Here is a 23698-nt window from a genome sequence, read left to right as displayed (position 1 = left end):
ATGCGGGCACCCACCGTCACCGACTTCCGGCTGGTTCCGTTGGCGCTCGCCGGCTGGGCCGCCACCCTGGTCGGTACCGGGCTCGGTGGCTGGCCGCTGGTGCTGGCCGCCGTCTCGGCGGGCCTGGCCGGTGCCGGATGGGCGGGGCGGCGGCGGCCGCTCGCGGCGGCGACCGCGCTGGTGCTGATCGTGCTGCTGGCGCTGAGCTGGACCCGGCAGTACCAGCTGGACACCTCACCGCTGCGCCGGTTGGCGGATCAGCGGGCGGTGGCGGTCGTCGAACTGGTGGTGCGCAGCGACCCGCAGGTCAGCCAGAGCCGGTTCGGTGGCCAGACGGTGGTGCTCACCGGTGAGGTGCGGCAGCTCTCCGGACGCGGGCAACGGTTGGGGCTGCGTCAGCAGGTGCGGTTGGTGACCTCCGGGGCGTACGCCGAATCCCTGCGTACGCTGCCGGTCGGTACCAGGATCCGCACGGTCGCTCAGCTCGGACCGCCCGATCCGGGCCAACCGGTGGCCGCAGTCGCGGCACTGCGCGGCCCGCCGGAACGGCTCACCGAACCGGGTGCGGCGGACCGGGCGGTGGAGGCCATCCGGGCAGGGCTGCGGCGCGCGGTCGCCGACCTGCCTGCGGAGCGCCGTGCCCTGGTCCCGGCGCTGGTGCTCGGTGACACCAGCGCGATGACCGACCAACTGCGTGAGGACTTCCGCAGCACCGGGTTGGTGCACCTGACCGCGGTCAGCGGCGCGAACCTGACGCTGCTGCTGGCCTTCCTGCTGACGGTGGCCCGCTGGCTCGGGGTCCGCGGGCGTTGGCTGCACCTGATCGGGCTGGTCGGCGTCGCCATCTTCGTGGCGCTCTGCCGCAACGAACCCAGCGTGCTCCGGGCGGCCGCGATGGGTTTGGTCGCGCTGGCAGCCCTCGGCTCCAATTCCCATGCCGGTAAGGGAATCCGCCACCTCAGTCTGGCCGTCGTCGGGTTGCTGCTGATCGATCCCTGGCTCGGCCGCTCGGTCGGCTTCGGGCTCTCGGTGCTCGCCTCGGGCGGGATCATCCTGCTCGCTGCCCGCTGGCGGGAACGGATGGCCTGGCTGCCGGCCCCACTCGCCGAGGCGATCACCGTGCCACTGGCCGCCCAGCTCGCCACCCAACCGCTGGTGACCGCGATCTCCGGCCAGGTCAGCATGGTCGGGTTGCTGGCCAACGCGCTCGCCGGCCCATTCGTCGGGCCCGCGACCGTGCTCGGTTTCGCGACCGCCGGATTGTCGGTGCCGCTGCCGACCGTCGCCGCCTTCACCGGTTGGCTGGCCGGCTGGTGTGCGCAGGCGATCCTCTGGATCTCCGATGCCGGGGCCGCGTTGCCCGGGGCCGCCTGGCAGTGGCCCAGCGGCCCGCTCGGGGTGTTGGTGGTGCTGGCCGCCTGCGTGGCCGGGGTGCCGCTGATCGGCTGGCTGCTGTCGCGGCGGGTGCTGGTGCTGGTCGCGGCCCTGCTGCTGATCGTGGTGCTGGCCCGCCCGCAGTTCACCCCCGGGTGGCCGCCGCGGGACTGGCTCCTGGTGGCCTGCGACGTCGGTCAGGGGGACGCGCTGGTGCTGAATGCGGGGGCCGGGCAGGTGATCCTCGTCGACACCGGACCGGAACCGGAACCGCTGACCGCCTGCCTGGATCGGCTCGGCGTCACCGCGGTGCCGCTGCTGGTGCTCACCCACTACCACGCCGATCACACCGGTGGGCTCGCCGCGGTGTTCGGCCGCCGCCGGGTCGGGACGATGCTGGTCTCGCCGCTGGCCTCGCCGGCGGCCACCGCCGCAGTCATCACCCGGCAGGCCGACGCGGCCGGCGTACGCCTGCTCACCGCGACACCCGGACAACGCCTGCAGGTCGGCCGGGTCGATTGGCGCACCCTCGGCCCGATCCGGGTCGGCCGGCCGGCGGCCTCCGGTGACGGTGAGTCCTCGGCCGAGAACGACGCCAGCATCGTCGCCACCGCAGAGATCGCGGGCATCCGCGTACTGCTCACCGGGGACGCCGAACCGGCCGCCCAATCGGCTCTGCTGCGCAGTGGCGCCGACCTGCGCGCGGATGTGCTCAAGGTCGCCCATCACGGTTCCGCCCGCCAGGACGAGGGATTCGTCTGCGACTCCCGGGCCCGGGTCGCGCTGATCAGCGTCGGCGCCGACAACGGCTACGGCCACCCCGCACCGCGCACGCTGCAGCTGCTCGGCCGCTGCGGCCAGCAACCGCTGCGCACCGACCGAGGTGGCGCAATCGCTCTGACCCAAGAGAAATCTCGACTGACCGCCCACCTTCAACAATCCGAGGAGCCCCGATGAGACCAATGATGAAACGCGCCGCGATCTGGATCTGCGTGCTGGCCAGCGTGTGCACCGGCCTGCTGCTGGTCGATCGCGCACAGGCCCGCCCGATCGATGGCTTCGGCCCCCGCGGAATCCGCGTGCAGGCCGACGGTGGCCTGGCCGAGCTGGGGCAGTACCACCTCGGCGAACTGGTCGTGTGGTGCATCGACCTGAACTCCGGCGGCCCGCGCAGCGCCTCCGGGTGGCGCAGCGCCCCGGCCGAGAACGTCCGCAAACAGACCGGATTCGGCGATCGCGGCGGCCGCGGCGATGTCACCGGCCCCGAGCTCACCGCCACCGAACTGGCCGAGATCGCCTGGCTGGCCGACTGGGCCCGCACGGGGGTCCGCGACGACGTCACCGCCGCGGCGGTGGATCAGCTGATCCGGCAGCGCACCGTCGGCGACGACCAGCAACGCGCCCGGATGGACGCGCGGTATCGGGCCGCGGTCACCGCCCATCCGACGCTCGCCGACCGGGTCGCAGAGTTGGAACGCGGGCTGCGCGGAGCCGGTGCCGACACGCTGGAGCTGGACCTCACCGCACCTTCGGTGACCGCGGCTGGAGCGGTCGCGGTGCGGCTGCGCGGACCGCGGGGTGACGGGCCGGCCGGGGTACGGGTGCTGGTGCAGGTCGGCGATCAGCGCCAGCAGGTCACCACCGATGCGACCGGGCGGGCGCGGTTGGAGCTGCCCGCCCGCGAACCGGGGGAGCTGTCGGTGCAGGCCTCGGCGACGCTGCCGGCACTTCGACCGATTCTCCACACCGCAAAGAACTATGACGATCCGAAGAGCCCGGATCGACTGGTGCAGCGGATGATCAGCGCGGGGGAGCCGCGCCAACTGACCGCACGGGCCGCGGCCACGATCCAACCGTTGCGGCCGACGATCACCACCCGCACCTCGGAGCAGGTCGCCGAGCCCGGTGCGGTGCTGACCGATCAGGTCGAGGTACGCGGGGCGCCGGGCATCCGCACCGAGGTGCGCGCGGTGCTGTGGGGTCCGTACGCCCAGCGGCCCACCGAGGAGGACTGCCGGGCCGGTGACCCGAAGGCCGGGGAGGTGCGGTTCCGGATCGAGGGTGATGGCCGCTACCAGACCCCGGGGATCACGCTGAAGCAGCCGGGATTCTATGTCTGGCAGGAGATCCTGCCCGCCACCAAGCGATCCGCCGAGGTCGTCACGCGGTGTGGGATCGCGGAGGAGACGACCCAGGTGAAACCGAGACCGACGCCGACTCCCACGCCGACGCCGAGCCCGACCCCCACGCCCACGCCGAGCCCGACTCCCACACCGGCCCCTTCGCCGACACCCGCACCGGTGCCGACGGTCGTGCCGTCCACGGTCGCCCCGGCCCCGGCCCCGGCACCGGCGCCCGCCCCGGCCCCGGCACCGAGCGTGGTGAAGCTGCGGATCCCCTCGGGGATACCCGGGGGTGAATGATGCGCCGGCATCTGCTGACCGGTGTGGTGGTTGCGCTCTTGGCGATCTCCCTGATCGGCGTGGTCGTCTGGGCCCGCTCCGGCACCGAGACCGCCACCGGTCCGTCCGACCAACCGGTGATGCCGGAAACCTTCGCCCCGGGCCCACCCGAGGATCCCTCACCGGCACCGACCACGCCGACGGCACCACCGACGCTGGAGCCGACCCCGGTGGTACCCGACCCGGTGACGGCCGCGCCGACCCCGGCCCGGAACTGGTCCGCCGCGGCCGAAGCCACACCGACCAGGACCCCCGGTCGGTCCACCGCGCGGCCCACACCCGCCCGCGGCGGCAGCGGCTCGGGGGAGGCCCGGCTGCGGATCCCGAGCCTGGCCGTGGACGCCCGGATCGCACCCGCCGCGATCCGCGACGGGGTCTTCCAGGTGCCCGCCGACCCGGCGGTGGTCGGGGTGAACCGGGGCCCGGCGACCGGACTGCCGGCCCTGCTCGCACCCTCACCGGGCACGATCCTGATGTCGGGGCACGTCACCTCCGGGGCCACCCGCGGGGCCCTGTGGCCGCTGCACAAGCTGGCCCCGGGGTCTGAGCTCGAGACCAGCGACGGTGCCGGTGCGACGACCCGTTGGCGGGCCACCCGGTTGCGCACCGTGCCGGCCGACCAACTGCCGGCCGATCTGCTGGACCGCCCGGGTCCGACCCGGCTGGTCCTGGTCACCTGCGCCGGGGAGGTCGAGACCGTCGACGGGCGCCGCCGCTACCGCGACAATCTGCTGGTGGAGGCGGTGCCCGTGGGCTGAACGGACACACGAGAGACGATCGGTCATCGCGTCTCGAGACGACGACACCCTGGCCCCATCGCCAGCGGCGATAGCCTGCGCCCATGCAGATCCACCAGCTGGCGTACTTCGTCGCGGTCGCCGAGACCGGCAGCTTCACCCGCGGCGCCCAGCGGGCCAACGTCGTCCAGTCGGCGGTGTCGGCGGCGATCTCGCAACTGGAGCGTGAGCTCGGGGTCGCCCTGTTCGAGCGGCAGTACCACCGGGTGTCCCTGACCGCCGAGGGTGAGGCCCTGCTGCCGCGAGCCAGGGAGGCGCTGTTCGCCGTCGAGGCCGCGCGCGAAGCGGTTGCCAGTGCCCGCGGCGAACTCGTCGGCACGGTCCGCCTGGGCATGGTCATCTACACCGGCTCCTGGGATCTGGCCGCGGTGCTGCACGACTTCGTCGCCGCCCATCCGCGGGTGGATGTGCGGATGCGGCAGACCATCGCCGGCTCCACCTCGTCCCTGGAGGAGGTGCGTACCGGGGCGCTGGATCTCGCCCTGGTGTTCACCGCGGCCGCCGAACTGCCGGACTTCACGCTGACCGAACTGAACCGCGAACCGCTGGTGCTGATGTGCAGCCCGGACCATCCGCTGGCCGGTCAGTCGGCGGTCGGGATCGCCGACCTGGCCCGCGAGCCGTTCATCGACTACCCCGAGGGCTGGGGCATCCGCAGCCTGATTGACGCCGCGTTCGCCGCGATCGAGGTCCGGCGTACCATCCGCACCGAGGTCACCGACTTCCAGTTGGCCCGGGCCCTGGTGCACAGCGATCTCGGCGTCTCGATCGTCCCGGAACAGGCGATCGACGACACGGTGGCCGGGGTGCCGCTGCGGGAGGACCTGGCCTGGAAGGTGCAGCTCGCGCGACCGACCCATCGCCGCGAGACCGCCGCGGCGGTCGCCCTGGCCAACGCCATCACCCGCAGCGCGCACGATCGCGCCCGGCCCGAGCGCTGACGACAACATCGCCGATGGCGATGACTATCTTCATCAGAAATCGTTGGTCGCGATCCAGTTTCCGACGCAGGATCGAAGCATGAACGTCACCACCGCACGGCCGATGGAACTCGGCATCTACTCCTTCGGTGAACTCACCGACAACCCCCGGGCCGGTCAGGCGCGCGATGCCCACGAACGCATCGGACAGCTCCTCGACCACGCCCGGATCGCCGACCAGGGCGGCCTCGACATCTTCGCCCTCGGTGAGCACCACCGCCACGACTTCGCGGTCTCCGCCCCCGAGGTCGTGCTCGGCGCGATCGCCACCGCGACCTCCCGGATCCGGCTCGCCAGCGGTGTCACCGTGCTCTCCAGCCAGGACCCGGTCCGCGTGTTCCAGCAGTTCGCCACCCTCGACCAGGTCTCCGACGGCCGGGCCGAGATCTGGGCGGGCCGCGGTGCGTTCACCGAGTCGTTCCCGCTGTTCGGCTACCAGCTGAACGACTACGACGAGCTGTTCGAGGAGAAGCTCGAGTTGCTGCTGCGGCTGCGCGACGAACCGACGATCACCTGGAGCGGGAACCGCCGGCCCGCGATCAGCGCCGGTGAGATCTCACCGCGACCGGTGCAGGACCCGCTGCCGGTGTGGGTCGCGATCGGCGGCACCCCGGCCTCCGCGGTGCGCGCCGGCCTGCTCGGGCTGCCGATGATGATGGGCTTCTTCGCTGGCCCTGAGCAGTTCGTACCGCGGGTCGAGCTCTATCACCGCGCCGCCGCGCGTGCCGGGCACGATCCGTCCTCGCTGCGGCTCGGGGTCAGCGGCCACATGTACGTCGGCAAGACCTCCCAGGGTGCCCGGGACGACTTCTTCCCGCACTACGCCCGCTACTTCGAGGAGGCCGGGCGGCGGCTCGGATCCGGTGGTTTCCCGCGCAGCGTCTATGACAGCTGGATCGAGGCGAGCCTGCCGGTGGGCAGCCCGCAACAGGTGATCGAGGCGATCCTGACCCGGGTCGAACTGTTGGGGATCGACCGCTTCATCGGACAGTTCGATGTCGGCAATCTGCCCCGCGAGATGACCCGCGAATCCCTGGAGCTCTACCTCACCGAGGTCGTACCGGTGATCCGCCGGGAGACCGCGGGGGTGGCGGCGTGACCACCGTCGGCATCCTCGGCGCGGGCAAGCTCGGCAGCGTACTGGCCCGGCTGGCGGTCGCGGCGGGTTACCGTACGCTCGTCGCCGGCTCCGGTGATCCCGGACCGGTGCAGTTCATCCTCGATGTGATGAGCCCCGGTGCGACCGCCGCCAGCGCGGCGCAGGCCGCCCGGAGTGCGGACCTGGTGATCCTGGCCCTGCCGCTCGGCAAGCGCGCGACGATCCCGGCTCGGGAACTCGACGGCAAGGTGGTCATCGACGCGATGAACTACTGGCCGCCCACCGACGGCATCCTGGCCGAGTTCGAGGGCGTACGCCCCAGCAGCGCGGTGATCCAGCAGGAGCTGCCGCGCGCGCGGGTCGTCAAGACCTTCAGTCATCTCGGCTACCACCAGCTGGAGGAGGACGCCCGGCCGGTCGGCGCCCCCGACCGGTCGGCGCTGGCCATCGCCGGTGACGATCCGCATGCGGTCATCCAGGTCGCCGGATTCGTCGACCGGATCGGCTTCGACCCGGTGCTGGTGGGCCCGCTCACCGAGGGGGTCCGATTCGGCCCCGGTTCACCCGCCTTCGGCGTCTCCACCGACAGCCGCGCGCTCGAGGAGCTGCTCGGCACCCGGGTGGGCGCCGACGGCTGACCCGCCCGGGCGGCGGTCAGGACTCGGTGTGGCGCAGGTAGCTGATCCGGCCCAGCACCGCGACCAGGGTGAGCGGCACCATCACCACCGCGGCGACGGCGAAGATCGCCTGGTAGTGACCGGTGTCGGCCCACGGGGCGGCGAGACAGGTGGCCAGCGAACTGCCGACGAACAGCGACCCGGCGAAGAGCGCGACCACCGTGCCGCGGACCTGCGGCACCACCGAGGTGGCCCAGGTCTGCAGCGAGGAGTGCATGAACGCCCACCCGCCGCCGAGCGCCAGCGAGGTGATCAGCACCGTGACCACGTTGACCCGCCAGCTGACCAGCGCGAAGCCGATCGCCAGCTGCACCCCGCCGAGCAGCAGCAGACCCCACATCGGCCAACGCCGCGCCAGCGGGCGGACCAACCGGGAGAAGGCCATCACCCCGACCCCGTAGGCGGCCGTCGCCAGACCGGCCAACGACACGTTGACCCCGTGCTCGGACAGGGCCGGCGGCAGCAGGGTGAGCATGCCGAGCAGCGCGCCGCCCTCGACCATCACCAGTGCGTAGAGCAGCAGCGCCCACCGGTTCGCGATCGCGGTCTGCAACTGCACGGCGATGTTGCCGGCGACCGGTGCGCGCTGCGGTTCGGGCAACCGGCCGACCAGCAGGCCGGGGATCAGCGAACAGACCCCGGACAGCACGAACACCGACCGCCAGCCGAAGGAGTGGGCCAGCAGTCCCGACAGGGCCGTGGCCAGCGCGGTACCGACCGCCATCGTCGCCATCAGGTCCGACAACGCCCGCTGCCGGGCGGACAGCTCGACGGTGTCCCCGACATAGGTGAGCGAGGTCGGGACCACGGCACCGAAACAGGCCCCGGCGATGATCCGCAGCACCAGCAGCACGGCCAGATTCGGTGCGAACCCCGACGCGATGCTCGCCGCACCGCCGACGATCAGGGTGAACTGGATCAACCGGACCCGGCCGAGCCGGTCCGACAGCACGCCCCACAGCGGTTGGCTCAGCCCATAGGCGAGGAAGTACGCCCCGGCGAGCGCGACCACCGCCGCCAACGGCTCGCCCAGATCGGTGGCCATCACCACCAGCATCGGGCCGATCGCGAACCGGTCGAAACTGCTCATGAACCCGGCCGCCGCCAGGGACACCGGAGGTCCGGTACGCGGGGCGGCTGAGGTCACGATTCCGACCCTAGACCGACTTCGTCAGCAGTTATCGCCGGTCCTCGTTCGTGGGACCGGCATATCGGCCCCAGGCGATCACCGGTGCGCAACCGGATGTCGGCCGGGGCTGGCATGCTGGTCCCCATGCCCAAGCAGTCCCCGTTCGGCAGCGTGCTGCTGATCAGCGGTCCCGAGTCCCTGCTGGCCGATCGGGCCGTCGCGGAGCGGGTCACCGCCGCGCGCGCCGACCGGTCCGACGCCGAGGTCCACGACGTCGACTCGTCCCGGGTGGATGCCGGGTTGCTGGCCGAGCTGACCGGCGGGTCGCTGTTCGCCACCTCGACGGTCGTGGTGCTCCGCGATCTGGCCAACCTCGCCGCCGACCTGCACCCGGTGGTGCTCGGGCTCGCCACCGATCCGCTGCCCGATGTGGCGCTGGTGCTGGTGCACGGCGGCGGCGCCAAGGGCCGTGGGCTGATCGACAAGCTGAAGAAGGCCAAGATCCCCGTCGTCGACGCCGCCGCGCTCAAGCCGCGCGAGCTCGTGCCCTTCGTCACCAATGAGGTACGCCGCAGCGGCGGCCGGATCGAGACCGAGGCCGCCCAGCTGCTCGTCGACTCCGTCGGCCACGACCTGCGCTCCCTCGCCGCGGCGGCCGGGCAGCTGGTCGCCGACGGTGACGGCGGGGAGATCGGCGCCCAGCTGGTCCGCCGCTACTTCGGCGGCCGGGCCGAGGTGACCAGCTTCGCGGTCGCCGATGAGGCACTCGCCGGTCGCGCGACCCGGGCGATGGAACAGCTGCGCTGGGCGCTGTCCACCGGGGTGGCGCCGGTGCTGGTCACCAGCGCCCTGGCCTCCGGGCTGCGCGGGCTCGGCAAGCTGCAGGGCAACCGCACCGGGATGGGCGACAACGACCTGGCCCGCGACATCGGCGTACCGCCGTGGAAGCTGCGCACCATGCGTCAGCAGCTCCGCAGCTGGGACCAGGCCGGGCTGGCCACCGCGATTCTCGCGGTGTCCCGCGCGGATGCCGACATCAAGGGCGCCGCCGACGAACCGGCGTACGCCCTGGAGCGCTGCGTGCTCGCCGTCACCCGCGCTCGGCGCGGCTGAGTCACCACTCGCTGGGCAGCTCGCAAGCTGCCGACCGAGTCACCAGGGGACGCAGAAACGCCCCGGGTCCGACGGTCCCGGGGCGCTGCGGTGCGCGGAATCAGGCCTTGGCGGCCTTGGTCGCGATGGCCGACTTCTTGTTGGCGGCCTGGTTCTTGTGGATCACGCCCTTGGAGACGGCCTTGTCCAGCAGCCGGGTGGCGCGCTTCGCGGCCTCCTTGGCCTTGGCGGCGTCGCCGTCCTCAAGGGCCTTGCTGAAGCGGCGGGCGGCGGTGCGCAGCTCGGACTTGACAGCCTTGTTGCGCTGACGAGCCTTCTCGTTCGTCTTGATCCGCTTCATCTGGGACTTGATGTTCGCCACGGGGCAGGCCTCTACTCGGGTTCGTGTCGGTTGGTCGGTCGTGCGTGTCGAGCACGCAGCACAGCGGGCAACTCTACCTGCGGCCCGCCGGAGCGGCAAATCCGCCGGAGCGGATCAGACGGTCACCTTGCGGGCGGCTCGCCGGTGCATCAGCCAGGCGGCCAGTACGCCACCGATGGCGCCGCCGAGGTGGGCCTGCCAGGAGACGCCGGCCTGGGTCGGGAAGACACCCCACAACACACCGCCGTAGACCATGAAGACCACCACGCCGATGACGATGTTCTTCACGTCACGGGCGAAGATGCCGCGGGTCAGCAGATAGGTGAGCCAGCCGAAGATGACACCGGAGGCACCCAGGATCACCGTGTGCGCGGGGGAGAGCACCCAGGCCGACAGGCCGGAGCTGATCGCCGAGATGATGGTGGACCCGACCATCCGCGCGGCGCCGCCACGGCCGACGAGGATCAGGAAGCCGAGCACCAGCAGCGGGATCGTGTTCGCGATCAGGTGCCCGAAGCCGAAGTGCAGGAACGGGGCGAAGAGGATCCCGACCCAGCCGGTCGGCTCCTGGGCGTGGATGCCGAGGGTGTCCAGCAGGCCGAGGAGAACGGTGTCGATGGCCTCCAGTGCCCACAGCAGCACGACCGCCCCGATCATGAAGATCGCGGCGCCCTTGGGGGTCTCCACCTGGCGCCGGGGCGCGGCGGGATTCTGGTAGGTCATGCGTCCTATTCTCCCTGCCCGGTGGTCCACTCCCAAGGGCCGCAACCTGTGAACGGCTGTGAAAGGGCCCGACGCCCGCGGCGCCGGGCCCGTGAGGTCAGTTGTCCTTCGCCTCCGCCTCCCGCATGGTCTTCTCCGGTGCCTCGACGTAGTCCTCGGGATCCTTGTCGCTGGCCTCGATCCCGTCGGCCGCCCGCAGGGCCTCGTAACGCAGGAACTGCACTGCGATGTCGTGGCGCTGCTGCAGGCTGGCATTGCGGCGGAAGTCGGTCAGATCCTGACGCTCCTCCTCGGCCATGTGGGTGGAGTTGGCGACATTGGCGTCGCTGACCGCCTGCCACCACGCCTCGGAGCCGACCTGCTCGGCCTCCGCCCGGCGGACCGCGTCGCGGATGTTGTTGTGGTCGCCGATCGCATCCTCGACCTCCTCATCGACCGAGTCGGCGTCGGCCGCGCCCTCACCCTGCTTCAGCAGATGCGGATAGAAGTAGCGCTCCTCGGCCTCGGCATGGGTCTCCAGGAAGATCGCCAGCCGCTGCCACAGCGCGCCCAGCCCGGTGTGGTCGTCGGCGGGGAACTGCTCCAGCTGGGCGAACATGGTGCGCTGCTGGTCGTGCTGCTCGGCGATGATCTGGGTGATGTCCACATCTGCTCCTCTCGTGCGTTCGGTGTGCTGCTCGGAGCGATAGCTTGCCAGTCGCCGAATCGGCACTTCGGCGTACCCCGTGAGAAGATGGTGTGTCCACCGAGGTGGACCAGTCCGACCGATCCCGAACCAGGAAGCACATGGCCCCGACCACACCCGCCGCCGGCCGCACCGATCCGGCGATCATCCGGAACTTCTGCATCATTGCCCACATCGATCACGGCAAGTCGACCCTGGCCGACCGGATGCTGCAGCTGACCGGGCTGGTGGATGACCGGACGATGCGGGCGCAGTACCTGGACCGGATGGACATCGAGCGCGAGCGCGGCATCACGATCAAGTCGCAGGCCGTCCGGATGCCCTATGAGATCGGCGACCAGACCTACGTGCTGAACATGATCGACACCCCCGGCCACGTCGACTTCACCTATGAGGTGTCCCGGTCCCTGGAGGCCTGCGAGGGGGCGATCCTGCTCGTCGACGCCGCCCAGGGCATCGAGGCGCAGACGCTGGCCAACCTCTATCTGGCCCTGGACGCCGATCTCGAGATCATCCCGGTGCTGAACAAGATCGACCTGCCCAGCGCCAATCCGGAGAAGTACGCCGCCGAGCTGGCCGGCATCATCGGCTGTGAGCCGAGCGATGTGCTCAAGGTGAGCGCCAAGACCGGCGAGGGCGTACGCGAACTCATGGACCATCTGGTCGAGCAGGTCCCGCCGCCGGTCGGCGACGCCGACGCGCCGGCGCGGGCGCTGATCTTCGACTCCGTCTACGACACCTACCGCGGCGTGGTCACCTACGTCCGGGTCGTCGACGGCGAACTCAGCCACCGCGAGAAGATCCTGATGATGTCCACCCGGGCCACCCACGAGGTGCTCGAGGTCGGGGTGATCTCGCCGGAGCCGACGAAGGTGGACCGGCTCGGCGTCGGCGAGACCGGTTACCTGATCACCGGGGTGAAGGAGGTCCGGCAGTCCCGCGTCGGCGACACCGTGACCTCGGCGACCAATCCGGCCACCGAGATGCTCTCGGGTTACAAGCACCCGAACCCGATGGTCTACTCGGGGCTGTTCCCGATCGACGCCAACGACTTCACCGAGCTTCGCGAGGCGCTGGACAAGCTGCAGCTGAACGACGCCGCGCTCACCTACGAGCCGGAGACCTCGACCGCGCTCGGCTTCGGTTTCCGGGTCGGCTTCCTCGGCCTGCTGCACATGGAGATCGTCCGGGAGCGGCTGGAGCGCGAGTTCAACCTCGATCTGATCTCCACCGCGCCCAATGTGGTCTACCGGATCGTGATGGAGGACGGCACCGAGCATGTGGTGACCAACCCGAGCGAATACCCGACCGACGGCAAGATCGCCGAGGTGCACGAGCCGGTCACCAAGGCGACGATCCTGGCCCCGGCCGAATACATCGGCACCATCCTCGAACTGTGCCAGCAGAAGCGAGGAGTCCAACTGGGGTTGGACTATCTGTCCGAGGACCGGGTCGAGATCCGCTACCAGCTGCCGCTGGCCGAGATCGTCTTCGACTTCTTCGACGCGCTGAAGTCGCGGACCAAGGGGTACGCCTCCCTCGACTACGACGAGGCCGGCGAGCAGGCCAGCGATCTGGTCAAGGTCGACATCCTGCTGCACGGTGAGCCGGTGGATGCGTTCTCCGCGATCGTGCACAAGGACAAGGCGTACGCCTACGGCGTCGCGATGGCCGCCAAGCTCAAGGAACTCATTCCCAGGCAGCAGTTCGAGGTGCCGATCCAGGCCGCGATCGGCTCCCGGGTGATCGCCCGCGAGACCATCCGCGCGATCCGCAAGGACGTGCTCGCCAAGTGCTACGGCGGTGACATCTCCCGCAAGCGCAAGCTGCTGGAGAAGCAGAAGGAGGGCAAGAAGCGGATGAAGGTGGTGGGCCGCGTCGAGGTCCCGCAGGAGGCCTTCGTCGCCGCGCTCTCCACCGGCGAGGGTGGCAAGGACAAGTCCGAGAAGAAGTAGGTCGCCCAGCGGCGGCAACCCGCACCGGTCGCCGAATGTTCATCTGCTGTTGGGTTTCCATCGATCGGTGATCACCTGGCTCTGACAGGTTTCCCGGCATGAGTCGCCCCATCCCTGCCATGACCACCCTCTCCCGCCGGCACCTGCTCGGTCTCGGCGCCGCCGTCGGTGCCGCCTCGCTGCTGCCCGCCTCCTTCCGCACGGCGATGGCGCTGCCACCGGCACCGGGTGGGCTCAAGGGCGTCGAGCACGTGGTCATCCTGATGCAGGAGAACCGTTCCTTCGACCACTACTACGGCACCCTCCAAGGGGTCTGCGGCTTCGCCGACAAGACCGTCGCACCCACCCGCGACGGCGGCACCGTCTTCGCCCAGCCGACCTCCGGTGGTGGTCACCAGCTGCCCTTCCTGGTCCGCGAGGCCCGCGACGCCGGCGCCAACGACATCGAATACATCGCCTCGCTGCCGCACAGCTGGGCCGACGGTGGCCGCGCCTGGAACAACGGCTGGGAGGACAACTGGATCGCGGCCAAGGGGGCGGCGACGATGGCGGCCTACGACCGGCGCGACCTGCCCTTCCAGTTCGAGCTCGCCGACAACTTCACCATCTGCGACCACTACTTCTGCTCGATCACCGCCGGGACCAGCCCCAACCGGAACCACCTGATCAGCGGGAAGACCGGTTACGAACCGGGTGGCGTACGCCGCGCCGTCGACAACGCCGCCTACGCGGAGACCCATGCCGGCTACGACTGGCCCACCTATCAGCAGGAGCTCCAGCGGGCCGGGGTGTCCTGGCAGATCCTGCAGGAGTGGGACAACTTCACCGACTCCAACGAGGAGTATTTCCAGCCCTACAAGGAATTGACGCGGCGGGTGCTCAGCCGGGTCCCGGGGGTGTGGACGAACATGGAGTCGTTCTACGGTGCGGTGCTGCGGGCCGATGAGAACCGGCGGCGGACGCTGCTGGACCAGCTCGAGGCCGCACTGGCCCAGGTGTCCCCGGCCGACCGGGAGCTGTTCGACCGGGCGCTGCGCCGTCGACCGGCGGGTACGCTGGCGGCCGCCTTCGCCGATCAGGTGGCCCGGGACGCACTGCCGCGGGTCACCCACCTGGTCGCCAACTCCGAGGACTGTGAGCATCCGGCCGGCTCCTCACCGATCGAGGGTTCCCAACTGGTGCACGATCTGCTGCAGGCCTTCGGCGACAATCCCGCGGTCTGGCGCAAGACGGTGTTCATCCTCACCTTCGACGAGTTCGACGGCTACTTCGACCACCTGCTGCATCCGGTCCCGCCTCGCTCGGTGAGCGAGGAGTGGTGGGACGGCTTGCCGACCGGGCTGGGCCCGCGGGTGCCGATGCTGGTCGTCTCGCCCTGGACCGTCGGGGGTCGGGTCAACTCCCAGGTCTTCGACCACACCTCGGTGATCCGGTTGCTGGAGACCTGGACCGGGGTCGCCTGCACCCAGATCTCGGACTGGCGGCGCAGCGTCACCGGGGACCTGGCCGGGGTGCTCGACCTCGGTGGGACGCCGACGCCGAGCCTGCCGGCGCTGACCCGGCCCGGCCCGGTGCCGCCGTTCACCAGCCGCTGGAAGCCGACCCCGCCGCAGCAGCAGCAACTGCCTCGGCAGGAGGCCGGGGTGCGCCCGGCGGATGCCCTGCCCTACCGCCTCGACGCCAGCTACGATCCCGGCTCCGACCGGCTGCAGCTGACCAATACCGGAAAGGCTGCGGCCAACGTCGCGGTGCTGGACCTCAGCGGTGGCGGCGATCCCTTGCACCGCGTGGTTTCCGGGCAGCTCACCCTGCCGCTCGGTCAGACCCGGACGGGCGGGACGACGGCCCGCGCGGGCGCTGTCCGCGAGATCGTGGTGCTGGGCCCGAACCGCTTCCGCCGCGACTTCCGCACCGACGGGACCCTGCTGGTGACCGCCTCCTCCGACCATGGCGCCGGCCTGCTCCGGGTGGAGATCGGCAACACCGGGGATACACCGCTGACGGTCGAACTGACCGATGCCGCGACCGGCCCCGCGACCGGCACCGGTGCGGTGACCCGGATCCAGCTCGGCGCCCGCGCCAGCATCACCCGGACCATCGACACCTGTGCCATGCATGGCTGGTACGACCTGATCGTCCGTGCCGGGGAGAACCGGTTCTGGATCACCGGCCACCTGGAGAACGGTGCCCCCAGCATCACCAGCCCCTTCACCCCCGACGGCCGCCACGACGTGCCGGCCGCTCGCTGCACCCCGACCCCCAGCCCCAGCGCGACACCCAGCCCCAGCCCCGGCCCGACCACCGCGGGCCCGGGCACGCCGACACCCACGGCGGCGCCCACCGGCACCGCTGTGCCACCGGCACCGGCGGTGAAGGAGTCGGTGGGCGGGTTGGCCAACACCGGCCGGCACCGCTGACCGGCGATCGGTGGCGGGGGACCGATAGCCTGCTCGGGTGCGTCCACTCGTTCTCGTCGCCCACCGCTGGGAAGCGGCCCACCTGCCGGCCGATGTCGACCTGGTTATCACCGGGGTCGGGATGACCCCGGCCGCCGTCGCCGCGACCCGGGAGATCCTGCAGCGCTGCCCGGATCCCCAATCCCGACACGAATTGCGGGCGATCAACCTGGGCAGCTGCGGTGCCCTGACCGAAGGGCTGAGCGGGATCTTCGAACCGTCCGCGGTGCTCAACCGGGACATCGACGAAGAGGTGCTGGCCGCCGCCGGTGTCCGGGTGGAGAACCGGATCGAGCTGACCGGCGACGGGCCGGTCCTCGGTACCGGTGATTCCTTCGTCGCCGGTGGGGCGGCGCGGGAGGCGCTGCTCGGACGCTGCGACCTGGTCGACATGGAGGGTTTCGCGATCGCGTACGCCTGCCGCGCGCTCGGCGTACCCCTGCGGATGATCAAGCACGTCTCGGATTCCGCCGATCAGCAGGCGCTGGCATGGAAGGACCTGGTCGACCGGTCAGCCCGCGCGCTCGCCGAGGCGTACGCCCGGATCGCCGACTGAACCGGCCGGTGGTGGCGCGCTGAGCCGCTGGATCCCGAAACGGCGTGCGGCCCAGAACACCACGGCCACGCTGAGGCCCTGGGTGATCAGCGTGACCACCACCAGATCCCAGCTGCCGGTGGTCTGCTGGGTGACGAAGCTGTTGCGCAACCCGCCGAGCACCGCCCCCGAACCCAGTATCAGCGCATTGCTCAGCACATGCATCGCGATGGCAGCTTCGATTCCGCCGGTCCGCCAGGTCATCACCGAGGCCGCCACGGCGAAGATCGCCAAGTCGGCGAGCACCCACGGATCGAGTGACAGGTGCAGCAGCGCGAAGATCGCGGTCGACAGCAGCACCGGTACGCCCCAGGCCAGCCACCGGGCTCGGAACCAGCCGCCCACGTTCTGTGGCAGCCAGCCCCGGAAGAGGTATTCCTCCCCGGCAGTCTGCAGCGGCGTGGTGAGCAGGACCACCAGGATCAGCCAACCCCACTGGGGTTCGGGACGGACACCGGTGTAGTTGATCGCGCGGACAGTGCCGATGGTGAGCAGGAACACCGGCAGCAGGCAGAGCGTGATCCGGAGGAACCATCGCCAGCGGAATCGCCCCGTCACCGAGGACACATAACCGCGGGGGAGGCGTTGGGCCAGCGCGGTCGCGACGATCACCGCCGGGATCGAGATGCTCAGCGAGAGATTGTTCAGCAGCAACCCGAGTGCGCCGTTGGTGAAGACGTCGAACTGGGTCAGCGTGGCGGTCGGTGGCAGGCCACGTGCGATGGTGATGCCCACCGCCAGCAGAATGAGCACAACGGTGAGGATCCCGGCGACCACTGCCAGCAGCAGCAGCGACCAGAACGGCCGCCACCAGGCGTGCAGCGGGCCGCGGGTCAGGCCGGCGTAGTCGGCGGGTTCAGCGGGCAGGGCGATCGGGCGGGGCGGGGTAGTGGTCATGACAACCAGCCCAGCACCATTCGAGGGCCGGCGGTACCCGGTTGTCCACAGCCACCGCCGCGGGTGTTCGCTGCCTCAGCGCTCCAGATCGCCGCGGATGAAGGCCTCGAGTTGTTCGCGGGCCTCGTTGTCCGGGCGCTGCTCCGGCGGGGACTTCATCAGGTACGCCGAGGCGGACAGCAGGGGGCCACCGATGCCGCGGTCCAGGCCGATCTTGGCGGCCCGGATGGCGTCGATGATCACGCCGGCGGAGTTGGGGGAATCCCAGACCTCGAGCTTGTACTCGATGGACATCGGCGCATTGCCGAAACCGTGACCCTCCAGGCGTACGAACGCGAACTTGCGATCCTCCAACCAACCGACGTAATCGGAGGGGCCGATGTGCACGTCGCGTTCCTCGAGCTCGTGCGGGATGTTCGAGGTGACGGCCTGGGTCTTCGAGATCTTCTTGGACTCCAGCCGGTCGCGCTCCAGCATGTTCTTGAAGTCCATGTTGCCGCCGACGTTGAGCTGGTAGGTGCGGTCCACGGTGTAACCGCGTTCCTCCATCAGCCGGGCCATCACGCGGTGGGTGATCGTCGCCCCGACCTGGGACTTGATGTCGTCGCCGACGATCGGAATCCCTGCCTGGGTGAACTTCTCGGCCCACTCGGCGGTGCCGGCGACGAAGACCGGGAGCGCGTTGACGAAGGCGCAACCGGCGTCCAGTGCACACTGGGCATAGAACTCGTCCGCCTTCTGCGAACCGACCGGCAGATAGCTGACCAGCACATCCACCTCGGCGTCCTTGAGCACCTGGACCACATCGACCGGTTCGGCATCGGATTCGGTGATCGTCTCGAGGTAGTAGCGACCCAGGCCGTCGAGGGTCGGACCGCGCTGCACCGTCACCCCGGTGGTCGGCACATCGCAGATCTTGATCGTGTTGTTCTGCGAGGCGTTGATGGCCTCGGCCAGATCGGTGCCGACCTTCTCGGCATCCACGTCGAAGGCGGCGACGAACTGCACATCGCCGACGTGGTAGTCACCGAAGCGCACGTGCATCAGACCCGGCACGGTCTCGGTGTCCGGGGCGTCGGCATAGAACTGCACGCCCTGGACCAGTGACGAGGCACAGTTGCCGACGCCGACGATGGCGACACGAATCGGATTGCCCACGTTGTCTTTCCTCCTCTGGGAGTGTGCAGGAAACGGCACACGGCCGCAGGCCAGCGTAGTTGAAGTTTCCAGCAGCCGAGGACGGGGTGGCTACGCTGGACCGGTTCCGGACATCCGCCGGAGTCAGACCGATCCGAGGAGCGCCATGCCGTCGACCCTGCCCGAGGGCGATCCGGCGCCGGTCGACGGGTCACTGCCCGCCGCTGCGCTGGCCGAGGTGGCCGACCGCGCATTCGGGATATACCTGCACGTGCCGTTCTGCCGGACCCGCTGCGGTTACTGCGACTTCAACACCTACACCGCGGCCGAACTCGGCCCGGGGGCCTCCCGCAGCGACTACGTTGACTCCGCGCTGGCCGAGGTGGAACTCGCGGCCCGGGTGCTCGGCGACCGGGCACCGCGGGTCGACACCGTCTTCGTCGGCGGGGGTACGCCGACCCTGCTGCCACCCGCCGAGCTGGCCCGGTTGCTGACCGGCGTACGGGAGCGGTGGGGCCTGGCCGAGGACGCCGAGGTGACCACCGAGTCCAACCCCGACTCGGTGAGTGCCGCGGATCTGGTGGCGCTGCGGGAGGCGGGCTTCACCCGGATCTCCTTCGGCATGCAGTCGGCCGCCGAGCACGTGCTGCGGGTGCTGGACCGCGAACACACCCCGGGTCGCGCCCAGCAGGCCGTCGCCGAGGCGCGGGCGGCCGGGTTCGAGTCGATCAGCCTGGACCTGATCTATGGCACCCCGGGGGAGAGCGTCGACGACTGGCGCCGGTCGCTGACGGCGGCGCTGGCCGCCGAGGTGGACCACCTGAGCGCATACTCGCTGATCGTCGAGGACGGCACCCGGCTGGCCGGTCGGGTACGCCGCGGCGAACTCGCGATGCCGGACGAGGACGACCTGGCCGACAAATACCTCTTGGCCTCCGAAATGCTGTCCACACAGGGATTCAGTGCCTATGAGGTGAGCAACTGGGCGCGCGGCGAGCAGCACCGCTGCCGGCACAATCTCGGGTACTGGCGCGGTGACACCTGGTGGGGGATCGGGCCCGGGGCGCACAGTCACGTCGGCGGCGTACGGTTCTGGAACGTCAAGCATCCGGTCGCCTATGCCGGCCGGCTGGCGGCGGGGGAGAGCCCGGCGTACGCCCGGGAGAGCCTCGACGCCGACAGCCGCCGGATCGAGCGGGTGCTGCTCGAACTGCGGCTCGCCGAGGGCCTGCCGCTGGCGGTGCTCAGCGACAGCGAACGCGCCCGCGTCGACTCGGTGGTCACCCGCGGCCTGGCCGAGGTGCGCGGTGAGCGCCTGGTCCTCACCCTCGACGGCCGCCTGCTCGCCGACGGCGTCGTCCGCGACCTCCTCGACTGACGAAATAGGACTTTGTCAGCAGTTATCGCCGCTCCCAGCGCGAAACACGGGCGGATCGGTCCCAAGAGATCGGCTCTGCGGCGTGGATCCGAGCCGCGGGGCCGTCCCCCGCGTATGGTCGCCGGGTGCCTTCCCACGATCGCTACTCGGCTGATGTCCTGAAACCCGGCTGGCAGAAGGCCGGGAAGAAGCAGTCCCGCGAGCTCGCCGTCGAGCGGGACCTGGTGCTGGAGGACCCGACAACCGGATTCTGCGGCGCCGTGGTGCGCTGGGAGAACGGCGTCGTGGTCCTCGAGGACCGGCGGGGCAAGAAGCGCAGCTTCCCGCTCGGCCCCGGCCTGTGGCTGGAGGGCGAGCCGGTCAACCTGGTCGTCGGGAAGAAGCAGGCCCCGCCGAAGGCGCTCACCCACACCGCCTCCGGCTCCCGCCGCGGTACGCCGACCAGGCAGGCGAAGGTCGCGCTGCCCAGCCGGATCTACGTCGAGGGCCGCCACGACGCCGAACTGGTGGAGAAGATCTGGGGCGATGACCTGCGCCACGTCGGCGTCGTCGTCGAATACCTCGGTGGCATCGACGACCTGCCCGAGATCGTGGCGAAGTTCGCCCCCGAACAGGGCCGCCGGCTCGGCGTACTCGCCGATCACCTGGTGCCCGGCAGCAAGGAGCAGCGGATCGCCGACGAGGTCGCCCGCGGCAGGTACGCCGAGTGGGTCTTCGTCACCGGCCACCGGTTCATCGACATCTGGGCGGCCATCAAACCCGAACGCGTCGGGCTGAAAGCCTGGCCCGACATCCCCCGCGGTACCGACTGGAAGTCCGGCATCCTCGACCACCTCGGCCTGCCGCACCGCAACCAGACCGACATCGCGAAGGCCTGGCAGCTGCTGCTGGGCAAGGTGAACTCGTGGTCCGACCTCGATCCCAAACTGCTCACCGAGGTGGAGAAGCTGATCGACTTCGTGACGCTTGATCACCAGGGCGGCTGAACGCTCATCGAGTAGGAGACCCGGCGGAGCTTGCGGAGCCGGGCTCCGTGTCGAGATGACTCGGCTTCATCTCGACACGCGACCCATTGCTCCGCAAGCTCCGCATGGGTCGCTACTCGATGAGCGGGGGGAGGTCAGTTGGGGCTGGGGATGCAGCGCGGGGCGGGACGCGGCTCCACCCGTACCGCCAGGGTGATGCTGGCCTGGCCGGCGCGACGCAGCGCGGCGGCGAGCATGATCCGCCAGCGGTTCGGTTCCGGCTCGGGTACCACCGGTGCGGTGGGCAGGGCCGAGGTGTTCTGACGCAGCGCCTGCTGCGTACCGGGGGTCGTCCACATCATCATGAGTTCCTCTCGTTCGCGGGGCCGGTGGTACGCCGGACCTTCACTTCGGTGGGCAGGATCACCTGCCGTGGTTGACGTTTCGGGTCGAGCAGCAGCTTGCCGACGAGCTCGCCGCGCTCGGTGATCGGCTGGGCCAGGGTGGTCAGGCCGGCGGGGCCGGCCGCGGGGATGTCGTCGAAGCCGACGATCGACAGCTCTCGTGGCACGTCGACCCCACGCTCGCGGGCGGCATCGAGGACGCCGAGTGCCATTACGTCGCTGACCCCGACGATCGCGGTCGGCCGGTTCCGCTGGTCCAGCACCCAGCCGCCCGCGCGGTAACCGGTGTCGTGGGCGTTCCAACCGGCGTCCACCAAGGTCACCTCGGCGCCGTCCAGGCCGGCGATCAGGCCGTGGATCCGGGCCCAGAAGTGCTCGGAAAGCCGGTCCACCGCGATCACCTCCACCGGGCCGGCGTGGTCGTGGAAGTCCAGCACGATCGCGACCCTGCGGTGCCCCAGTCGAGCCAGCTGCTCACCCATCATCCGTCCGCCGGCGAAGTCATCGAGGCCGATGTGATCGATTGCCGGATCGTCGCAAACCGAAGAGACGAAGGGAATCTCGCGCTGAGTGGCGATCTCCTGCACCTGCTGGGCCTGGCTCCGGGTCAGGCAGACATCGGCCAACCCGTCCACCGGCGTACGCCGCAGCACGTCGACGTCGACCTCACGGTCACCGGCCTTGAGCGGAATCAGCAGCAGCCCGGACCCGACGTCCTCGACGGCACCGCCGAGTCCGGCCAGGAACATGCTTGCGAACGGATCGGAGAAGGCGTGGGAAAGGCTGTGGTTGTAGAGCACTCCGAACGAGCCGGTACGCCCGCTGCGCAGGTTCCGCGCGGTCGGGTTCGGGCCGGGATAGCCGAGCCGCTTCGCGGTCTCGAAGACCCGCTCCCGCAACTCGACGGAGAGCTGGTCGGGCCGGTTGTAGGCGTTGGAGACCGTGGCGGGGGAGACCCCGACCTCGGCGGCCACCGACTTCAACGTCGCCTTCGGCATGACGACCACTCCCTCCCTGAAGACTGCTCTAAATCGATCTAGTAAAACGATACAGATGATCCGGGAGGGCCGCAACCCGAACAGCCACATTCCTCTCGACCCGGATGCGGCAGGCTGGGGGCATGGCGATGACGACCGACGCGATGCTGGACCTGATCAAGGAGACCGCTGAGCAGGTGATCCGGCCCCGCTGGCGCGCGCTCTCCTCCGGCGACATCGCCGAGAAGAACCCGGGCGACTTCGTCACCGTCGCCGACCAGGAGGCCGAGGTGCTGCTCACCGAGGCCCTGCTGAAGGCGTACCCGGAGGCCCTGGTCGTCGGCGAGGAGGCCACCGCCGCCGACCCGGCACTGGTCAACGGGCTCCGCGAGGCCGAGCACGCGTTCGTCGTCGATCCGGTCGACGGCACCCGCAACTTCGTCGAGGGCACCGCCGACTATGCGGTGATGATCGGTGAGGTACGCGCGGGTGAGATCGTCCGCGGCTGGATCTGGCAGCCCGAGCATGACGCGGCGTGGGTGGCCGAGCGCGGCGCCGGTACCTACCGCAACGGCGAGCGGGTGACCCGGCGCGCGCCCGATCCGGAGTTGCTGCACGCCGAGACCTCGATGCGCAGCCTGCGCCGCAGCGCCACCCCGCCGCAGATCGCCGAGCTCGCCTGGACCGCGTTCAGTTGCGGGATCGACTACCCGAAGCTCTGCGCCGGCGGTAACGACGTCCTCGTCTACCGCGCGATCAAGCCCTGGGACCACATCCCCGGCGCCCTTCTCGTCCGCGAACTCGGCGGCGTCGCCCGGCTGATCAACGGCCAGGACTACCAGGGACAGACCGAGGGCGGTCCACTGGTGGTCGGCGTCGACGAGCCCGCCTGGCAGGTCGGCGCCGAATGGGTCGCCGGCGCCCGGTGATCGACCGCTTCACCGGCCGGATCCTCGGCGCCGGCAGTACCAGCGGGCTGCGTCTGGTGATCGGTGACTGGGCATCGTCCCCGCTGGGCTCCTTCACCGATGTGATGGTGGCGACGCCCGAGGACCGGCGGCTGCTGCTCGCACCGACCAACGAGGTGGCCGACTACGTGTCGGATACCTATCGGTTCGACGAGGTGGTCGTCGTACCGGTGGAGTTGTCGGTGGCCGCCGATCGGTGGCGGCTGACGGCCGGCGACCTGGCCTGCCGGTTGCGGCTCGGCGGTCGCACCGCGGCGGGCAGGCTGTTGCACGCCGTGCCCGACGCGATCGAGCGGAGCCGTGGATTTGCCACGATCGCCGACCCGATCGCCCGGCGGATCTTTCCCGGTGTACGCACCAGGGGCAGCGCCGGCGGCGGGCGGCGCGAGTACTACGGCGCGCATGACCAGCATCGGGTGATCGAGTTGGCCGGTAGTTGGCGGGGCCGGCCACTGGGGGAGTTGGCACCGGTCGATCCGGCGCCGCGGTTCGGTTTCAGCTCCACTCCGGTCGAGCCGTGTCTGACCCGGGTGACGACGACGATCGTGCGCGGGGGTGGGGGCTAG

22 protein-coding genes are annotated in these 23698 nt (G+C 70.4%); 14 read left to right on the top strand and 8 right to left on the bottom strand.

The window, feature by feature from the left end:
* The 6 genes from BI335_RS07145 (at position 1) to BI335_RS07120 (ending at position 7350) form a co-directional block, all read left to right on the top strand.
* Complete coding sequence (locus tag BI335_RS07145) at positions 1–2331, top strand: ComEC/Rec2 family competence protein (RefSeq protein WP_094430047.1); 2331 nt, start codon at positions 1–3, stop codon at positions 2329–2331.
* On the top strand, positions 2328–3797 hold the full coding sequence (locus BI335_RS21820; RefSeq protein ID WP_179256054.1) for a hypothetical protein: 1470 nt from the start codon (positions 2328–2330) through the stop codon (positions 3795–3797). Before BI335_RS07145 ends, BI335_RS21820 begins: the two co-directional genes overlap by 4 nt.
* Positions 3794–4594, top strand: coding sequence for a class F sortase (locus BI335_RS07135; protein WP_133625378.1), 801 nt, complete (start codon positions 3794–3796; stop codon positions 4592–4594). Before BI335_RS21820 ends, BI335_RS07135 begins: the two co-directional genes overlap by 4 nt.
* An 83-nt stretch (positions 4595–4677) precedes the next feature.
* Positions 4678–5574, top strand: a complete 897-nt coding sequence (locus BI335_RS07130; protein ID WP_094430045.1) for a LysR family transcriptional regulator — start codon at positions 4678–4680, stop codon at positions 5572–5574.
* Positions 5575–5653: 79 nt separating this feature from the next.
* The gene (locus tag BI335_RS07125) at positions 5654–6712 is read left to right on the top strand and encodes an LLM class flavin-dependent oxidoreductase (RefSeq protein ID WP_229119484.1); all 1059 of its coding nucleotides are present in this window, start codon (positions 5654–5656) and stop codon (positions 6710–6712) included.
* Positions 6709–7350, top strand: a complete 642-nt coding sequence (locus BI335_RS07120; protein ID WP_094430044.1) for an NADPH-dependent F420 reductase — start codon at positions 6709–6711, stop codon at positions 7348–7350. The genes BI335_RS07125 and BI335_RS07120 overlap by 4 nt, the downstream gene beginning before the upstream one ends.
* Positions 7351–7366: 16 nt before the next feature.
* On the opposite strand, the gene BI335_RS07115 is transcribed toward BI335_RS07120, so the two are convergent.
* Positions 7367–8536, bottom strand: a complete 1170-nt coding sequence (locus tag BI335_RS07115) for an MFS transporter (RefSeq protein ID WP_208109063.1) — start codon at positions 8534–8536, stop codon at positions 7367–7369.
* A gap of 126 nt (positions 8537–8662) precedes the next feature.
* Here BI335_RS07115 and holA point away from each other — a divergent pair, with 126 nt between their 5' ends.
* On the top strand, positions 8663–9631 hold the full coding sequence (holA, locus tag BI335_RS07110; protein ID WP_229118940.1) for a DNA polymerase III subunit delta: 969 nt from the start codon (positions 8663–8665) through the stop codon (positions 9629–9631).
* Between the two features lie 100 nt (positions 9632–9731).
* On the opposite strand, the gene rpsT is transcribed toward holA, so the two are convergent.
* The 3 genes from rpsT to BI335_RS07095 all read right to left on the bottom strand — a co-directional run bounded on the left by rpsT (position 9732) and on the right by BI335_RS07095 (position 11361).
* A complete protein-coding gene (rpsT, locus tag BI335_RS07105) occupies positions 9732–9992 on the bottom strand; it encodes a 30S ribosomal protein S20 (protein ID WP_094360303.1) in 261 nt (86 codons plus the stop codon).
* A 114-nt stretch (positions 9993–10106) separates the two neighbouring features.
* Positions 10107–10715 carry a rhomboid family intramembrane serine protease gene (locus tag BI335_RS07100; protein WP_094430042.1) on the bottom strand — a complete coding sequence of 203 codons (609 nt, stop codon included), beginning with the start codon at positions 10713–10715 and terminating at the stop codon, positions 10107–10109.
* A gap of 97 nt (positions 10716–10812) precedes the next feature.
* Positions 10813–11361, bottom strand: coding sequence for a hemerythrin domain-containing protein (locus BI335_RS07095; RefSeq protein WP_094430041.1), 549 nt, complete (start codon positions 11359–11361; stop codon positions 10813–10815).
* Between the two features lie 140 nt (positions 11362–11501).
* On the opposite strand from BI335_RS07095, the gene lepA reads away from it, so the two are divergent.
* The 3 genes from lepA to BI335_RS07080 all read left to right on the top strand — a co-directional run bounded on the left by lepA (position 11502) and on the right by BI335_RS07080 (position 16367).
* Complete coding sequence (gene lepA / locus BI335_RS07090; protein WP_094430040.1) at positions 11502–13355, top strand: translation elongation factor 4; 1854 nt, start codon at positions 11502–11504, stop codon at positions 13353–13355.
* Positions 13356–13453: 98 nt separating this feature from the next.
* The gene (locus BI335_RS07085) at positions 13454–15772 is read left to right on the top strand and encodes a phosphocholine-specific phospholipase C (protein WP_229119483.1); all 2319 of its coding nucleotides are present in this window, start codon (positions 13454–13456) and stop codon (positions 15770–15772) included.
* A 37-nt stretch (positions 15773–15809) separates the two neighbouring features.
* Entirely contained in the window at positions 15810–16367 is a 558-nt protein-coding gene (locus tag BI335_RS07080) for a nucleosidase (protein ID WP_094430038.1), read from the top strand.
* Here BI335_RS07080 and BI335_RS07075 read toward each other — a convergent pair.
* Together BI335_RS07075 and BI335_RS07070 are read right to left on the bottom strand one after the other, a co-directional pair.
* Positions 16323–17303 carry a CPBP family intramembrane glutamic endopeptidase gene (locus BI335_RS07075; RefSeq protein ID WP_094430037.1) on the bottom strand — a complete coding sequence of 327 codons (981 nt, stop codon included), beginning with the start codon at positions 17301–17303 and terminating at the stop codon, positions 16323–16325. The genes BI335_RS07080 and BI335_RS07075 overlap by 45 nt on opposite strands.
* A 75-nt stretch (positions 17304–17378) precedes the next feature.
* Positions 17379–18461 carry an inositol-3-phosphate synthase gene (locus BI335_RS07070; protein ID WP_094430036.1) on the bottom strand — a complete coding sequence of 361 codons (1083 nt, stop codon included), beginning with the start codon at positions 18459–18461 and terminating at the stop codon, positions 17379–17381.
* A 145-nt stretch (positions 18462–18606) separates the two neighbouring features.
* Between BI335_RS07070 and hemW the strand changes: the two genes are divergently transcribed.
* Complete coding sequence (gene hemW / locus BI335_RS07065; RefSeq protein ID WP_094430035.1) at positions 18607–19818, top strand: radical SAM family heme chaperone HemW; 1212 nt, start codon at positions 18607–18609, stop codon at positions 19816–19818.
* 125 nt (positions 19819–19943) lie between these two features.
* On the top strand, positions 19944–20804 hold the full coding sequence (locus BI335_RS07060) for a DUF3097 domain-containing protein (RefSeq protein WP_094430034.1): 861 nt from the start codon (positions 19944–19946) through the stop codon (positions 20802–20804).
* Positions 20805–20938: 134 nt separating this feature from the next.
* Here the strand turns inward: BI335_RS07060 and BI335_RS07055 are convergent, their stop codons facing one another.
* Together BI335_RS07055 and BI335_RS07050 are read right to left on the bottom strand one after the other, a co-directional pair.
* Positions 20939–21145, bottom strand: coding sequence for a hypothetical protein (locus tag BI335_RS07055; protein ID WP_133625380.1), 207 nt, complete (start codon positions 21143–21145; stop codon positions 20939–20941).
* Positions 21145–22185, bottom strand: a complete 1041-nt coding sequence (locus BI335_RS07050; RefSeq protein ID WP_166646623.1) for a LacI family DNA-binding transcriptional regulator — start codon at positions 22183–22185, stop codon at positions 21145–21147. Before BI335_RS07050 ends, BI335_RS07055 begins: the two co-directional genes overlap by 1 nt.
* Positions 22186–22307: 122 nt before the next feature.
* Between BI335_RS07050 and BI335_RS07045 the strand changes: the two genes are divergently transcribed.
* Positions 22308–23093, top strand: a complete 786-nt coding sequence (locus BI335_RS07045) for an inositol monophosphatase family protein (protein WP_208109065.1) — start codon at positions 22308–22310, stop codon at positions 23091–23093.
* Positions 23072–23698 carry a hypothetical protein gene (locus BI335_RS07040; protein WP_094430031.1) on the top strand — a complete coding sequence of 209 codons (627 nt, stop codon included), beginning with the start codon at positions 23072–23074 and terminating at the stop codon, positions 23696–23698. The genes BI335_RS07045 and BI335_RS07040 overlap by 22 nt, the downstream gene beginning before the upstream one ends.

The sequence above is a fragment of the Enemella evansiae genome, assembly GCF_002250705.1.
Lineage (GTDB): Bacteria > Actinomycetota > Actinomycetes > Propionibacteriales > Propionibacteriaceae > Enemella > Enemella evansiae.
This window is presented reverse-complemented; position numbering and strand designations above follow the sequence as displayed.

Excerpts from the sequence above, each read along its gene's own strand:
- BI335_RS07145 (WP_094430047.1), top strand. The coding sequence starts at position 1 with ATGCGGGCACCCACCGTCACCGACTTCCGGCTGGTTCCGTTGGCGCTC.
- BI335_RS21820 (WP_179256054.1), top strand. The coding sequence starts at position 2,328 with ATGAGACCAATGATGAAACGCGCCGCGATCTGGATCTGCGTGCTGGCC.
- BI335_RS07135 (WP_133625378.1), top strand. The coding sequence starts at position 3,794 with ATGATGCGCCGGCATCTGCTGACCGGTGTGGTGGTTGCGCTCTTGGCG.
- BI335_RS07130 (WP_094430045.1), top strand. The coding sequence starts at position 4,678 with ATGCAGATCCACCAGCTGGCGTACTTCGTCGCGGTCGCCGAGACCGGC.
- BI335_RS07125 (WP_229119484.1), top strand. The coding sequence starts at position 5,654 with ATGAACGTCACCACCGCACGGCCGATGGAACTCGGCATCTACTCCTTC.
- holA (WP_229118940.1), top strand. The coding sequence starts at position 8,663 with ATGCCCAAGCAGTCCCCGTTCGGCAGCGTGCTGCTGATCAGCGGTCCC.
- BI335_RS07100 (WP_094430042.1), bottom strand. The coding sequence starts at position 10,715 with ATGACCTACCAGAATCCCGCCGCGCCCCGGCGCCAGGTGGAGACCCCC.
- lepA (WP_094430040.1), top strand. The coding sequence starts at position 11,502 with ATGGCCCCGACCACACCCGCCGCCGGCCGCACCGATCCGGCGATCATC.
- BI335_RS07085 (WP_229119483.1), top strand. The coding sequence starts at position 13,454 with ATGAGTCGCCCCATCCCTGCCATGACCACCCTCTCCCGCCGGCACCTG.
- BI335_RS07075 (WP_094430037.1), bottom strand. The coding sequence starts at position 17,303 with ATGACCACTACCCCGCCCCGCCCGATCGCCCTGCCCGCTGAACCCGCC.
- hemW (WP_094430035.1), top strand. The coding sequence starts at position 18,607 with ATGCCGTCGACCCTGCCCGAGGGCGATCCGGCGCCGGTCGACGGGTCA.
- BI335_RS07055 (WP_133625380.1), bottom strand. The coding sequence starts at position 21,145 with ATGATGTGGACGACCCCCGGTACGCAGCAGGCGCTGCGTCAGAACACC.
- BI335_RS07050 (WP_166646623.1), bottom strand. The coding sequence starts at position 22,185 with ATGCCGAAGGCGACGTTGAAGTCGGTGGCCGCCGAGGTCGGGGTCTCC.
- BI335_RS07045 (WP_208109065.1), top strand. The coding sequence starts at position 22,308 with ATGGCGATGACGACCGACGCGATGCTGGACCTGATCAAGGAGACCGCT.
- BI335_RS07040 (WP_094430031.1), top strand. The coding sequence starts at position 23,072 with ATGGGTCGCCGGCGCCCGGTGATCGACCGCTTCACCGGCCGGATCCTC.